13 protein-coding genes and 1 other RNA gene are annotated in these 12,929 nt (G+C 56.5%); 9 read left to right on the top strand and 5 right to left on the bottom strand.

The annotated features are described in order from the left end of the window. Positions 1-850 precede the first annotated feature (850 nt). The gene (locus FHW17_RS05075) at positions 851-1,429 is read right to left on the bottom strand and encodes a DUF1993 domain-containing protein (protein ID WP_182509321.1); all 579 of its coding nucleotides are present in this window, start codon (positions 1,427-1,429) and stop codon (positions 851-853) included. 142 nt (positions 1,430-1,571) lie between these two features. Between FHW17_RS05075 and ssrS the strand changes: the two genes are divergently transcribed. From ssrS to FHW17_RS05110, 7 genes are all read left to right on the top strand, one after another. Then, positions 1,572-1,728: non-coding RNA, 6S RNA (ssrS, locus tag FHW17_RS05080), on the top strand. A gap of 52 nt (positions 1,729-1,780) precedes the next feature. Further along, entirely contained in the window at positions 1,781-2,368 is a 588-nt protein-coding gene (locus FHW17_RS05085) for a 5-formyltetrahydrofolate cyclo-ligase (protein ID WP_227987738.1), read from the top strand. Between the two features lie 66 nt (positions 2,369-2,434). Further along, complete coding sequence (locus FHW17_RS05090) at positions 2,435-3,259, top strand: TIGR00282 family metallophosphoesterase (protein WP_112525357.1); 825 nt, start codon at positions 2,435-2,437, stop codon at positions 3,257-3,259. Positions 3,260-3,340: 81 nt separating this feature from the next. Further along, positions 3,341-4,084, top strand: a complete 744-nt coding sequence (locus tag FHW17_RS05095) for a TerC family protein (RefSeq protein WP_112525355.1) — start codon at positions 3,341-3,343, stop codon at positions 4,082-4,084. A 48-nt stretch (positions 4,085-4,132) separates the two neighbouring features. After that, positions 4,133-4,714 (top strand): biotin transporter BioY, encoded by a 582-nt coding sequence (locus tag FHW17_RS05100; protein ID WP_112525353.1) that lies wholly within the window; start codon positions 4,133-4,135, stop codon positions 4,712-4,714. After that, complete coding sequence (locus tag FHW17_RS05105) at positions 4,711-5,142, top strand: DUF1284 domain-containing protein (protein ID WP_182509322.1); 432 nt, start codon at positions 4,711-4,713, stop codon at positions 5,140-5,142. The genes FHW17_RS05100 and FHW17_RS05105 overlap by 4 nt, the downstream gene beginning before the upstream one ends. Positions 5,143-5,285: 143 nt before the next feature. Continuing rightward, entirely contained in the window at positions 5,286-6,035 is a 750-nt protein-coding gene (locus FHW17_RS05110) for a YebC/PmpR family DNA-binding transcriptional regulator (protein ID WP_112525349.1), read from the top strand. A 237-nt stretch (positions 6,036-6,272) separates the two neighbouring features. Here FHW17_RS05110 and FHW17_RS05115 read toward each other — a convergent pair whose 3' ends face one another. Continuing rightward, entirely contained in the window at positions 6,273-7,697 is a 1,425-nt protein-coding gene (locus tag FHW17_RS05115; protein WP_112525347.1) for an APC family permease, read from the bottom strand. Positions 7,698-7,909: 212 nt separating this feature from the next. Between FHW17_RS05115 and FHW17_RS05120 the strand changes: the two genes are divergently transcribed. Next, positions 7,910-8,287: an MliC family protein gene (locus FHW17_RS05120; RefSeq protein ID WP_182509323.1), complete on the top strand. Its 378-nt coding sequence runs from the start codon at positions 7,910-7,912 to the stop codon at positions 8,285-8,287. A gap of 1 nt (position 8,288) precedes the next feature. Here FHW17_RS05120 and FHW17_RS05125 read toward each other — a convergent pair whose 3' ends face one another. Together FHW17_RS05125 and rpmE are read right to left on the bottom strand one after the other, a co-directional pair. Then, complete coding sequence (locus tag FHW17_RS05125) at positions 8,289-8,756, bottom strand: GNAT family N-acetyltransferase (RefSeq protein WP_182509324.1); 468 nt, start codon at positions 8,754-8,756, stop codon at positions 8,289-8,291. A gap of 193 nt (positions 8,757-8,949) precedes the next feature. After that, complete coding sequence (gene rpmE, locus FHW17_RS05130) at positions 8,950-9,171, bottom strand: 50S ribosomal protein L31 (protein WP_091879845.1); 222 nt, start codon at positions 9,169-9,171, stop codon at positions 8,950-8,952. 212 nt (positions 9,172-9,383) lie between these two features. On the opposite strand from rpmE, the gene FHW17_RS05135 reads away from it, so the two are divergent. Further along, entirely contained in the window at positions 9,384-11,189 is a 1,806-nt protein-coding gene (locus FHW17_RS05135) for an ABC transporter transmembrane domain-containing protein (RefSeq protein WP_182509325.1), read from the top strand. A 3-nt stretch (positions 11,190-11,192) separates the two neighbouring features. Here the strand turns inward: FHW17_RS05135 and FHW17_RS05140 are convergent, their stop codons facing one another. Next, on the bottom strand, positions 11,193-12,851 hold the full coding sequence (locus FHW17_RS05140) for an FAD-binding dehydrogenase (protein ID WP_113097099.1): 1,659 nt from the start codon (positions 12,849-12,851) through the stop codon (positions 11,193-11,195). Positions 12,852-12,929 lie beyond the last annotated feature (78 nt).

The following is a 12,929-nucleotide window of genomic DNA, read 5'->3' on the forward strand; positions in this document are numbered from 1 at the left end:
CCTCGGGTCAAGCCCGAGGATGACAGTGGGGTAGATTGCGGTGGGATGGGTTGCTGGGGAGTCAAGTTCTGCAATGGTGAAGATTAGTTTTGCAACCAAACCACCCCCTCATCCTGAGCTTGTCGAAGGGCGCAACAACGGTTTTGCAAATTTCCCTCTTTACCACGCCCGCTTTTGCGTCTGGCTATTGAGGTGGGAAAGACGGGCGATCCAAAGGGGAACGCGGAAGTCTTGGTATTGGTAGTGCAGTCATGCGTTCCCCGGAGATTTTCCTGTTTCAACCAAGAAAATAACCGGATCACCCGTCCCGATGACTGGTTTTACCCTTGTGAGATAAAACCTTTCCCCTGCGGTTGGTTTCTCCCCGCAGGTGAAATCACCGATCCTTTCCTGACTTCAGAAAGTTTTCCGGAGCATTCCCGCCGGAAAGGACACCATCAGAATAAGCGAGCTGGGATGGTGTTGGATAAGTTGGTGTGATTTTTTTGAAAATAGGTGGTTGCATGATTGTTGTGCGTGGTTCGCCCTTCGACAGGCTCAGGAGGCTCACCATGAGGGAGAGTGGAGATGCACGACAATCGCAAAGGTTGCAGAATAAAGGTTGCAGAATATAGCTCCCGATATCTCAACCCGCTCCGTCATCCTCAGTCCTCGGGTTAAACCCGAGGACTGAGGATGACGGAGAAAGGGTTGCAGGGAGCCAAGTTCTGCAACTATTGCGCTGCACCTTCAACTATTGCGCTGCACCTTTATGTGCTGCAATCTCTGCGATCAGCCTTGCATCCACCCAATCTCCCTCATGGTTGTTATGTCGAACCATGTATCATTATTCTGCCAGGTTTCATCCTCATCACGATGCAGGCACACTCACATAAACAGGCACACCTTCAAAATCCTGTTTGCCCAGTGGAACGCCCGCAATGCGCAGGATGGCGTAGCTGATTGTCAGGTGAAAATAGAAATTGGGCAGCACGTAATCGCGCAGGAAGGGCAGTCCCTGAAAATGCCGCGTGTTGCCGCGCCACGTCACCTCCACCGGCAACTCCTCTGTTCCATTAATCTCTTCGGGGCGGATGGTCTGGAGGTAGTCAACCGTGTCGCGGAGATAGGCAATGAGAGTAGCAAAACTCTGCTCCGACTCGTGAAAGTCCTGATGATAACCACGATTGAACACAGCAAACCGCCAGTCATCGGGCGCCGGCAATTCATGCCGGGCAAGTCGGGCCGTACAGCCCCGGACGCCATCCGCCAGAATTTGCACCTGTATTTTCAGGGGAAACATATCCGGTGCCAGTCTCTGCTCCAGCAGGGGATAGGCATCCGTGTCGCGCGTCAATGCGTAAGCTTCGGCCTTTTGCAGGAACGCCGCGCAATTGCCGAGTAAACGCGTGAAAACCGGCACTGAAGCCTGATACATGGAAATCGTCATGGCGCGTATCCCCCCGCTTACCCGGCTAATCGTAGCGTGCCGAGGCGCCGCCAACAACCGGACAGCTGACAAGTTGTGTCAGCAGTGGAAAATCGCTCTGCGCGCACTGGTGCAATGCATGCATCCATCCTATATTCGGATCGGCGCTCTGCGCTTCTCGACAGGAGAGACATATTCCCCGGGGCCTTAATGATCCCTTAGGGAGCTGTCCCTGAGGAGGCCCGTGGGCTTCTTCACACGGCGCCCACCTACTTTGTAGGTTCCCGGGATCGACTTCTCCATCGGTTGTGTGGACGCCACTTTTGTTTCATCCCGAGCTGGCGGTTGCTGGCGCCTCATGAAATCAAGCCAGTGCAACACCATTCCCCCATCAAAGAGCTGAAGAAGAAACTCCGTCTGGAGGCCCTTGGCCGCCGGGATGCGCTCACACCAGAATTCCGCAGTGAAGCCTCAATGCGGATTGCCGATTTTGGTCTGGCAGTGCTTACCCTTGATGCGGGAACGATTGTGTCGGGTTTCTGGCCAATCCGCTCGGAAGTGGATTTGCGTCCCCTGCTTTTCAGTTTGCGCGAGCGCGGTGCGCGGCTTTGCCTGCCCGCAATTATCGATAAGCAGACGATCCTCTTTCGCGAACTGGTGCGGGATGTGCCGATGATCGATACCGGGTTTGGTACATCAGGACCAGCGGAAGATGCTGCGGTGCTTGATCCATCGGTCATGTTGGTGCCACTCGCCGCCTTTGATATCAGGGGCCATCGCATTGGGTATGGCGCGGGCTATTATGACAGGGCGATTGCCGGTTTACAGGCCAAAGGCGTGAACCCGCGGCTGATTGGCGTGGCATTTGACTGCCAGCAGGTTGAAACCGTTCCCGATGAGCCGCATGATGTGCCGCTCGAGGCAATCCTGACGGAAAGCGGGTTGCGCCGTTTCGGCTAGACGGATAAAGCCAATCGATCATTTCAGGCTGCGGCAGCGACCGGGCCTCTCTTTCAGGATATAGGCGTGAGATTACTCTTTCTTGGTGACATGGTGGGACGGTCGGGCCGGACAGCGGTCTACGAACAATTGCCGGGACTTATCTCCGATCTGAAACTCGATTTTGTCATCGTCAATGGCGAAAATGCCGCCGGTGGTTTTGGCATCACCGAAGAGATTTTCCACGATACGATCAATGCCGGGGCTGATGTGGTCACTACGGGAAACCATGTGTGGGACCAACGGGAAGCTTTGGTCTTTGCGGCGCGCGAGCAGCGGTTCCTGCGCCCGGCCAATTTCCCGCTTGGTACCGCCGGAAAAGGTTCTGGCGTGTTTCTGGCCAAGAATGGTGCGCGCGTGCTGGTGTCCAACATTATGGGCCGCGTCTTCATGCATCCGGATTTGCATGATCCTTTCACCATTGGCGAGGAAATTCTGGCTGCCTGTCCGCTCGGCGAACAGGCGGATGCAGTGGTGTTTGATTTCCATGCGGAAGCCACCAGCGAAAAGCAATGTTTCGGCCATTTTGTCGATGGCCGCGCCAGCCTTGTTGTCGGCACGCATACACATGTGCCAACGGCCGATGCGCAAATCCTCAATGGCGGAACGGCCTATATGTCCGATGCGGGCATGTGCGGCGATTATGATTCATCGCTTGGCATGGACAAGGAAGAGCCGCTGAACCGGTTCCTGTCAAAAGTGCCGAAGGGCCGGTTTGAGGCGGCAAGCGGCAAGGCAACGATCTGCGGTGTTGGCGTGGATATTTCCGACCGCACCGGCCTTGCTGAAAAGATTTCTCCTCTGCGGATCGGTCCGCGGCTGGAGGAAACCATTCCCGCATTCTGGAAATAGATTGATACAACTCACCACAACCTTTTAAATCAAGGCATCGGTTTACACCCATCCGGTCTCTAACAGCTCAGGAACGACCCCATGGAAACCCTTATCTCGCATTTTGATTTCATCTATCAGCCATCAGGCCTCATCGCTCTGGTCACACTCGTGGTCATGGAAGTGGTGCTTGGCATCGACAATCTGATCTTCATCTCCATTCTGACCAATAAACTGCCGAAGGAGCAGCAGGCCCGCGCCCGCCGCATCGGCATCAGCGCAGCGCTTGTCCTGCGCCTCGTGTTGCTGTTCACCATCTCGATCATTGTGCAGCTGACGCAGCCGGTATTCGAGGCTTTCGGCCATGGGTTTTCGTGGCGCGACCTGATCCTGATCGCCGGTGGTCTGTTTCTGGTGTGGAAGGCAACGAAGGAAATTCACCACACGGTTGATCATGAGGATGCCAAGGAAGACGTGATCGGCAAGACTGTTACGCTCACCATGGGCGCAGCGGTTTTCCAGATACTGGTGCTCGATCTGGTGTTTTCGGTGGACTCCATCATTACCGCCGTCGGCATGACCGACGAGATCGCCATCATGGTTATTGCGGTTCTTGCTGCGGTGACGGTGATGCTGCTGGCAGCCGAACCGCTGTCGAAGTTCATTGCCAACAATCCGACCATTGTCATGCTGGCTCTCGGCTTCCTCCTGATGATCGGCATGACGCTGATTGCCGATGGCTTTGGCTTTCATGTACCCAAGGGCTATATTTATGCGGCTATGGGCTTCTCGGCGCTGGTCGAAGCCCTTAATATGCTGGCACGCAAGGCCAAGAAAAAGCGTTGAAACCAATCACGCCCGATTCTGTAACACTCGTTTGAGGATAGAACTTCAATGACCCAGACAACATTTTCCACTGCGTTCGTGCCGCTGAAGCTGGCAGATCGTTCCATTGCCTTCCAGACGCTTGCTGTTCTGATCGGTACTGCATTCCTTGCCGTCAGTTCGTGGATCGAGGTGCCGATGTTCCCGGTTCCCGTCAACATGCAGACATTTGCCGTGACGCTGATTGGCGCACTCTATGGCTGGCGTCTCGGCGGTTTAACGGTTCTCGCCTGGCTCGGTGAAGCGATGATCGGCATGCCAGTCCTTTCAGGCGGTGGTTTCGGCTTCATCCATTTTGTTGGACCGACAGCCGGTTATCTCGCCGCCTTCCCGATTGTTGCGGCAGCTGTCGGCTTTTTGGCCGAGCGTGGCTTGACCCGCAACCCGTTCGTATCAGCGGCAATCATGCTGTTCGGCAATGTGCTTTGCCTCGTTCTCGGTGCATCCTGGCTGGCACATTTGTTCGGTCTTGAAACCGCATGGGCGTCAGGTGTTGCGCCGTTCCTTCTCGGCGCGGTTCTCAAATCAGGTCTGGCTGCTGCTACTATCGAGTTGCTGCGTCGTTCGGGCGTCATGGTGCGCCTGTCTTGACCATAAAACTGCGTGCGCATCATCTTCTGTGCATGCTGACCTATATCGGTAAAGGCTACAGCGTGGCCTTTACCGAGAACTATGACAGGATCATTGCCCGGATTGCAGCGGGTGAGGATATTCTGATTCAGGAGGGGCCTGATGACGTGTGCCAGCCCCTTCTCGGCGACAGTGATCCGCACTGTTTTCGCGATAGTGTCGTCGAGCGTGATGCCAAAGCAGCTGCGGATGTCGGCCTCCTGCTGGGTAAAACCATCCAAGCCGGTGATGTGCTGACGCTCGACGGAGAGACGGTTGCGCGGTTTCGCGGCGCATTCGGGCAGGGCACGACACGCACTGCCTGTGCAGGATGCGAGTGGTTCGATCTCTGTTCGACAATATCCAAAGCCGACTATGCCGATACGCGGCTGCAACTTCCCTCATTGTGATTGTTGAGGTGCTGGACGAGACGCCGGTTTTTACCTATAAGGGCGCCATTCCAGACGCATGTTTCCGCCTGAACGGCCTGCAGACTTGGTTCGCAGGCTTTAGAGGGAAACGGCAGAACCATATCTAAGCACGCAGGGGTGCCATGGCAGGCCATTCACAGTTTAAAAACATTATGCACCGCAAAGGGCGTCAGGACGCCGTGCGGTCGAAGATTTTCTCCAAACTCGGACGCGAAATCACCGTGGCCGCCAAGCAGGGTTTGCCCGATCCGGCCATGAACCCGCGTCTTCGCCTTGCGGTGCAGAATGCGCGCGCCCAGTCCATGCCGAAAGACAATATCGAGCGCGCCATCAAGAAGGCTGCGGGCGGCGATGGCGATAATTACGAAGAAGTACGCTACGAGGGCTATGGTCCGGGCGGTGTCGCTGTTATCGTCGAAGCGCTGACCGATAATCGCAACCGCACGGCCTCCAATGTGCGCGCAGCATTCACCAAATCTGGCGGTGCGCTTGGCGAAACCGGCTCGGTCGGTTTCATGTTCAACCGCGTTGGCGAAATCACCTACAAGCCTGAAGCCGGCAGTGCCGACAAGATCATGGATGCAGCGATTGAAGCTGGAGCCGAAGATGCGCAGACCGACGAAGACGGTCATGTCATCCTCTGCGCCTTTGAAGATATTGGCGATGTCTCCAAGGCGCTGGAAAGCGCTCTGGGCGAAGCTGAATCCATCAAGGCCATCTGGAAGCCCCAGACCACCGCACCGGTGGATGAAGAAAAAGCACAATCCGTGCTGCGCCTGATCGCAACGCTTGATGATGACGATGACGTGCAGAACGTTTACGCCAACTTCGAAGTCAGCGACGAAGTTCTGGCCAAGCTCAGCGCCGCCTGATCCATTTGGTTATGTCGATAAAAAAGCCCGCCATTGGCGGGCTTTTTGTTTGTTTGGACTGAGTGTTGCAGAACCATTGTTCCGCCCTTCGACAGGCTCAGGATGAGGGGGTGGGAGGATTGCAAGGGGCCAAGTTCTGCAACATTGGCGATCTGCAATCTCTGCGATTATCGTTGCATCCTCACTCTCCCTCATGGTGAGCCTGTCGAACCACGAACCCCCTCATAACCCCATGCCTCAGTTTACCGGGCCATCACCACCGAGCGCCTCCATGTCCGGTTCATCAGGTGTAACGCCGGTAGCGCGGTTGACCAGAACGGTGATCACCCAGAGCACGACACCAACGCCGATGAGAACACCGGCGATCTTGTACTGAACCGGATCGCGGCCAGTCCAGGGACCAGCGAAAAAGGCGCAGGAGATGCAACCAAGCACCGGCAGGATTGTCGGAGTGCGGAAATGTTCGTGGTCAACTTTTTCGCGTCGCAGGATCAGCACGGCGATATTGACGATGGTGAAGACGAACAGCAGCAGAAGCGCCGTTGTGCCGCCGAGTGCCGGAACCTCGCCGACAAAGGTGATGAGGGCAAAGGCCAGCAACGTGGTAAAGCCAATGGCGATATAGGGCGTGCGGCGACCCGCATGTACCTTGCCGAGCAGTGGCGGCAACACATGTTCACGGCTCATGCCATAGACGAGGCGGCTGGCCATCAGCATGTTGATGAGGGCGCTGTTGGCCACGGCAAACATGGTGATGAAGCCGAATATCCAGAGCGGGAAGTTGGGCGCACCCGCCTGTACGACCTTCAGAAGCGGCGTTTCGCCTTCCCCCAATTCCGCGGGCGATACGAGCGTGATCGCTGAAATGGAAACGAGAATATAAATCGCCCCCGTGATGAAAAGGCCGATCAGCAGAACCTTCGGAAAGATTTTCGATGGTTCCTTGCACTCCTCGGCCATGTTGACTGAGTCTTCGAAGCCAACCATGGCAAAAAAGGCAAGGGTGGTCGCTGCCATGACAGACCAGAAGACGCTGCTATCCGGTGCAGTAGTGAACTGCATGACGCGTGATACATCGCCCTGTCCGCCGACAATGGCCCAAAGGCCGATGAAGATGATGATCAGAAGGCCGGTCAGTTCAACGAGCGTCAGCACCACATTGGCCTTGACGCTTTCGCCGACGCCGCGAAAATTGACGATTGCCACAATCGCCATGAAGGCGAGCGCCACAAGCGTGATGCCGATGCCGGTTTCCAGATTGAGCTGAAATGCTCCGGACAGATTGGCGGCGAAGGCCCGTGAGGCGGTTGAGGCCGATGTGATGCCGGAGCACATCACGGTAAAGGCAACGATGAAGGTGATGAAATGGATGCCGAATGCCTTGTGGGTATAAAGGGCGGCCCCCGCAGCCTTCGGATATTTTGTCACCAGTTCCAGATAACTCATGGCGGTGACGACAGCGACGATGAACGCCACCAGAAAGGGCAACCAGACAACACCGCCGACCTGCTTTGCTACCTGACCTGTCAGGGCATAAATGCCAGTGCCGAGAATATCACCCACGATGAAGAGAAGCAGAAGCCAGGGGCCCATAACCCGGTGGAGACTTGGTTCTATTGGCGCTGATACAGCGGGGTTGCTACCTGTGGTCACGTCAGTCATTGGGTGTCCCTCCCTTACACGCAGATAAGCTTTTGAAAAGCTATGGACGTTGTTCAAGCTTGTCAAACCAGCCACGGTTTTACTTGTCCTCCCTAGGGCAACTGACAGAGGCGGGGTTTTGTTGCAACAGACGTGCGAAATTTCATCCCGCCCTTCAATTCAGCGGGCTTTTCGCGCTATGAATTAGGCCTGCGACAGCGCGAGGATCGAACATGAGAAAACTGTTGGTATCTGCAGCCTTTACCGGTCTTCTGGTTCCGGTCCTGCCCATGATGGCGGCGGAGCAGGCGGCGCAAGACCGGATCGAGCAAACAACCTATCAGTGTGAACGCGGTGTGATTGTTGATGCGACCTATATCAACACCAAGGACGGTTCCTCGTTTGCTGTGATCAATGTGGAGAACAAGCAGGTGCCGATGCGGACATCGCAAAGCGGCTCCGGTGCGCTTTATATCGCGGTTGATCAGGATGACAGCTATCGCTGGCACACCAAGGGTGATGCGGCGATCCTGTCCTATCTCGATGCGGCGCCCGGCGCGCCGGAAAAGACACTGCTTTCCGAATGCAAGGTGAGCGACGCGGAAGAGTAAGTCAGGCTTGGGATAAAGGCTTACTCATGTAAACCGCGACGCCGCCCATGAATGCTTCCTCGCGGTCAATATTGTAGCCTGTCTTGAGATAGAGCTGCACATTCTCGGCGAACATTTTATTGGTGAAGAGTCGCACCTGGGTGAAGCCCATGGAGGTAGCGAGTTCTTCCGCATGGGTGAGAAGCTGCCTGCCATAACCGCGGCCCTGAAACGTAGGTGAGACGGCGACGTTTTCGATCAGGAGATGATCGGGTTTCGCAACCGTCTCGATGAGGCCAGCCAGTTCACCCTCCACGTAGAGGAGATCGACAAGATGATGTTCGACTGCTCGATCATAATCGGCTGTCATTGGCTTGGGCTCGCGGCCAATCACGGGAATCCATTTGGCATAGGATGAGCGAACGAGATTGCGAACCGCCGTCGCATCGCCGGTTTTTGCCCGTATCAGTTTCTCAAGCCCGCTACCCATGATCTTCTCCACCACATGGTGAAAGCAGGAAACACGAGTTGGAAAATTGTTGCAACAATCTAATGCGGCCTGTGCTGCCTGACGGCTTCGAACCCATCATCGTTGCAGAACAGGGTTGAGGGCGGCTACGAGCCACAAAGCAAAACGGCCCCGAATGAACGGAGCCGTTTTGAAATTCCATATGCCGAAGGGATTAAATACCCAGATTGGCGAAACGGCTCTTGAACTTGGAAACGCGGCCGCCGCGGTCTGTCAGCTGCTGCGAACCGCCAGTCCATGCTGGATGCGTGCTAGGATCGATATCGAGGTTCATCGTATCGCCTTCCTTGCCCCATGTGGAACGGGTCGTGTATTCGGTGCCGTCGGTCATCACAACCTTGATGTTGTGGTAGTCTGGATGAATATTGGCTCTCATCTGTCTTAATCCTGAACTTAAGGGGCACAAAACCAGACCCGTACAAGAGACGGAAGGCCGGTTCGGAGCCGATTGGTAGAGATGAAGCCAAACGTCACACAAACGTGGGCTTCCAAAACTGTTGGCGAGCCTATACATCAGCCTTAAAACAATAACAAGGCCATCTGGCCGCAAAGTCGCAATGCGATGCAGGATACAGGAAGACTCTTGGTATGGCCGACACGGCTTTTGCAGAAGCAGAAAAGAAACGGCGCTCATTGAAGCCCTTGCAGCGTATCTTCCCGTATATGTCCCGCTACCGGGGTATGGTGATCGGCGCGCTGATCTCGCTCTCAATTGCCGCCGTGACGACGCTGATACTTCCGCTGGCGGTGCGCCGGATGATCGATCATGGGTTCACCGGGTCAAATGGCGCTTTCATCGATAATTATTTCGGTATGCTGATTGTTCTTGCCGCAGCCTTGGCCGTCGCCTCCGCTGGCCGGTACTATTTCGTCATCACGCTTGGAGAACGCATCGTCTCGGATCTGCGCCACGATGTCTTCGCGCATTTGACCAGATTATCACCTGCATTTTTCGACAGCACCCAGTCCGGCGAGATTGTTTCGCGCCTGACCGCTGATACGACGCAGATCAAGTCAGCGGTCGGTGCCACGGCCTCCATTGCCCTGCGCAATCTCATTCTGGCCTTTGGCGCTATCGTCATGATGGTCATCACCAGTGCGAAGCTTTCCGGGCTGGTGATTGCGGCTATCCCGCTTATCATCATTCCGCTGGTGGCTTTTGGCCGTTCAGTGCGCCGCCGTTCACGCAATGCGCAGGACACTTTGGCCAATGCCACTGCCTATGCCAGCGAATCCATCATATCTGTGCGCACCCTGCAGGCATTTACCAATGAAGCGCTGGCCACGGGGCGGTTTGGCGCTGCCGTCGAGGACGCTTTTACCGCTGCCCGCTCATCGGTCAAAGCACGGGCGGTCCTGACAGCCTTCGCGATTTTCATGATCTTCTCCAGTGTTGTGGCCGTGTTGTGGTTCGGCTCGCGCGATGTGCTGGCAGGTACGATTTCGCCCGGCACTCTCGGGCAGTTCCTGCTTTATGCGGTCTTTGCCGCGGGTGCCCTTGGCGCTCTTTCCGAGGTTTGGGGTGAGTTGTCGCAGGCATCAGGTGCGGCGGAACGCCTGATGGAAATCATGGCGGAAGAGCCTGCTATTGCCGCGCCGCTCAAGCCTGTCGCGCTGCCGGAACCGGCTGTGGGCTCGGTCACATTCAAGGATGTGCGTTTCAACTACCCGACACGCCCCGATGCACCGGCGCTGCGCGGTCTCGACTTCGATGTGAAGCCGGGGGAAACGGTTGCCATTGTCGGACCCTCCGGCGCGGGCAAAAGCACGGTGTTTTCATTGCTCCTGCGCTATTACGATCCGGTGTCAGGCAGTATTCGCGTCGATGGGGTTGATCTGCGCGAAGCTGATCCTGCCGCTATCCGCTCGCGCATTGCTATCGTGCCGCAGGATACAACCATCTTTGCCGCGACGGCGCGTGACAATATCGGGTTTGGCCGTCCGGGTGCCAGCACCGCCGATATTGAGGCTGCAGCCAAGGCGGCGCTTGCTCATGATTTCATCGAGGCGCTTGATCATGGTTATGATACGCAGGTCGGCGAACGGGGTGTGACGCTATCCGGTGGCCAGCGCCAGCGTATCGCCATTGCCCGGGCGATCCTGCGCGATGCGCCGATCCTGCTTCTGGATGAAGCAACCTCAGCGCTGGATGCGGAAAGCGAAATTCTCGTGCAGAAAGGTCTTGAACACCTGATGCAGGGCCGCACAACGCTGGTTATCGCGCACCGGCTTGCGACAGTGCTCAAGGCGGACCGCATCCTTGTCATGGAGGATGGCAGGATTGTCGAGGAAGGCACGCATCAGAGCCTCGTCAAGAAGAACGGGATCTATGCGAACCTTGCCAAGCTGCAATTTGAAGCCGGTGCGGATGCTTTCAAAGGCGCGGCTGAATAGCCGCTATCCTCTGCCTGCTGCCGCACGTCCCGCCGCTCTGCCTGAAAAGATGCAGCCGCCCAGAAATGTGCCCTCAAGCGCATTGTAGCCGTGATAGCCGCCACCGCCGAAGCCAGCGGCTTCCCCCGCCGCATAGAGGCCCGGCACGGGGCTACCGGTTGCATCCAGCACCTGCGACTTCAAATTGGTGTGCAGGCCGCCCAGCGTCTTGCGTGTGAGGATATTGAGCCGTACGGCGATGAGCGGCCCGGCCTTTGGATCGAGAATGCGGTGCGGCTTGGCAATGCGGGTCAGGCGGTCGCCGATATAGTTCTGCGCGCCGCGCATGGCGATGACCTGCGCATCCTTGGAATATTTGTTATTGATCTCGCGGTCACGCGCCTCGATCTGTTGTTTAAGATGATCATGGTCGATCAGATTATCGCCGGTCAGCGTATTCATCGCCTTCACCAGTTCCTGCAGATTGTCGCGGACGATAAAATCCTCGCCATGCTGCTTGAAGGCCTCCACCGGGGGCGGTGCGCCCTTGCCAAGGCGGTTTTTCAGAAGAAGCTTCCAGTCCTTGCCTGTAATATCAGGATTTTGCTCCGACCCGGAAAGCGAGAATTCCTTCTTGATGATTTTTTGGGTCAGCACGAACCAGGAATAATCATATCCGGTCGAAAGGATATGCTTGAGCGTACCCAGCGAATCAAAACCCGGCAGAAAAGGTGCGGGGAAACGATTGCCCTTGGCGTCGAACCACAGGGAGGAGGGGCCGGGAAGAATACGGATACCGTGGTTAGGCCAGATCGGATTCCAGTTCTTCAGGCCTTCGGTGTAGTGCCACATGCGATCAGTGTTGATCACGCTGCCGCCCGCCTTGACCGTAATGTCGATCATACGGCCATCGACATGATGGGGCACGCCAATAACCGGGTTCTCGGGTGGATTGCCAAGCCTGTCGCGCGGCCAGTTGCGCTTGACGAGTTCCGGATTACCGCCAATGCCGCCTGATGTGACGATCACACTGGCCGCTGATAGTTCGAAACTGCCGGAGACATCGCGGGCTGATTGTTGACCGCGGTCAACTTTCGATGGTTCCAATATGTCACCGCTCACGCCTGTGACAGCGCCGTTGGTGGTGGTCAGTGCATTGACGCGGTGGCGGCATTTGAGCGTGATCAGGCCCTTGGCGATGGCCTCGCGCACCAGTTTTTCAAAAGGCGCGACAACGCCGGGGCCAGTGCCCCAGGTCAAATGAAAGCGCGGCACGGAATTGCCATGGCCGCTCGCCAATGCGCCGCCGCGCTCAGCCCAGCCGACAACCGGAAACCAGCGCATGCCAAGCGAATGCAGCCAGCTGCGTTTTTCACCGGCGGCAAATTGCAGGTAAGCATCGGCCCATTGCTTGGGCCAGTGGTCCTCGGCGCGGTCAAACTGTGCCGATCCGAGCCAATCCTGCTTGGCGAGTTCGAAGGAATCCTTGATACCGAGCCGCCGCTGTTCCGGGCTGTCGATGAAGAACAGGCCGCCAAGCGACCAGAAGGCTTGTCCGCCAACGGAATTTTCGCCTTCCTGTTCGAGCAGGATGACTTTCTTGCCCGCCTGTGCCAGCTCATTTGCGGCAACAAGCCCTGACAACCCGGCTCCAACGATGATTGCATCGGCATCCATTGCCATTCACACCTCCCAGTGGTTACGTGCGGCATGATTGCGCGGCTAAGGTTGGCACGCAAGAGTGGAATGGTGCCGTTAAGG

The organism is Phyllobacterium sp. P30BS-XVII, assembly GCF_014138335.1.
Classification (GTDB): domain Bacteria; phylum Pseudomonadota; class Alphaproteobacteria; order Rhizobiales; family Rhizobiaceae; genus Phyllobacterium; species Phyllobacterium meliloti.

Bases quoted from the DNA above. Each gene is read 5' to 3' on its own strand.
- rpmE (WP_091879845.1), bottom strand. From the start codon at position 9,171: ATGAGAGCCAATATTCATCCAGACTACCACAACATCAAGGTTGTGATG.
- FHW17_RS05120 (WP_182509323.1), top strand. From the start codon at position 7,910: ATGAGAAAACTGTTGGTATCTGCAGCCTTTACCGGTCTTCTGGTTCCG.
- FHW17_RS05125 (WP_182509324.1), bottom strand. From the start codon at position 8,756: ATGGGTAGCGGGCTTGAGAAACTGATACGGGCAAAAACCGGCGATGCG.
- FHW17_RS05140 (WP_113097099.1), bottom strand. From the start codon at position 12,851: ATGGCAATGGATGCCGATGCAATCATCGTTGGAGCCGGGTTGTCAGGG.
- FHW17_RS05135 (WP_182509325.1), top strand. From the start codon at position 9,384: ATGGCCGACACGGCTTTTGCAGAAGCAGAAAAGAAACGGCGCTCATTG.
- FHW17_RS05095 (WP_112525355.1), top strand. From the start codon at position 3,341: ATGGAAACCCTTATCTCGCATTTTGATTTCATCTATCAGCCATCAGGC.
- FHW17_RS05075 (WP_182509321.1), bottom strand. From the start codon at position 1,429: ATGACGATTTCCATGTATCAGGCTTCAGTGCCGGTTTTCACGCGTTTA.
- FHW17_RS05110 (WP_112525349.1), top strand. From the start codon at position 5,286: ATGGCAGGCCATTCACAGTTTAAAAACATTATGCACCGCAAAGGGCGT.
- FHW17_RS05100 (WP_112525353.1), top strand. From the start codon at position 4,133: ATGACCCAGACAACATTTTCCACTGCGTTCGTGCCGCTGAAGCTGGCA.
- FHW17_RS05115 (WP_112525347.1), bottom strand. From the start codon at position 7,697: ATGACTGACGTGACCACAGGTAGCAACCCCGCTGTATCAGCGCCAATA.